This is a genomic window from Polaromonas sp. AET17H-212 (assembly GCF_002379085.1).
In the GTDB taxonomy this organism is placed as follows: Bacteria; Pseudomonadota; Gammaproteobacteria; order Burkholderiales; family Burkholderiaceae_C; genus Polaromonas.
This window is the reverse complement of the sequence record NZ_NBZW01000079.1, coordinates 1-437: the sequence shown is the minus strand read 5'-3', so window position 1 is coordinate 437 and position 437 is coordinate 1. Positions and strand designations below refer to the sequence as shown.

At 67.7% G+C, this 437-nt stretch carries 1 protein-coding gene; it reads right to left on the bottom strand.

Annotated elements, in window-relative coordinates; translation table 11 throughout:
• The coding region (locus B7G53_RS22325) for a helix-turn-helix domain-containing protein (protein ID WP_176491460.1) at nucleotides 1-437 on the bottom strand (437 nt) is incomplete at both ends.

The window sequence follows — 437 nt, the reverse complement described above, 5'->3', positions numbered from 1 at the left end:
GTCAATGGGTGGCACTTGCCAGCAGCCGTCTCGAAGTAACCCTTGAAGTCGATCTGCCACAGCGCATTGGGCTCGGGGTGCTCGAAGCGCTGCCAATGCTGAGCCGCCGCACTGGCCGCCGGCGTAATCAGGCCGTGGCGGTGCAAGATGGCCGTGACCGTGGCCGCAGACGGTACGTCCCGGTGTCCCAGTTCGGCCAAGCGCCGCGCGAGCTTGCGTCCGCCCCAGGCCGGATGAGCGCGCCGCAGCTCGAGCAAAGTTTCCTCCATGGCCGCCGGGGTGCGCAGCGGGCTGACATGCGGGCGACGCGAGCGAGGTTTGAAGGCGCCATCGCCTTCCTGGGCGTAACGCGCCAGCAGCGCATACGCGGCTTTCGCTCCTATGCCAAAGCGCCGGCACAGCTCGCGCCGGTTGGCGCCTTCTTGCAAGGCCAATTG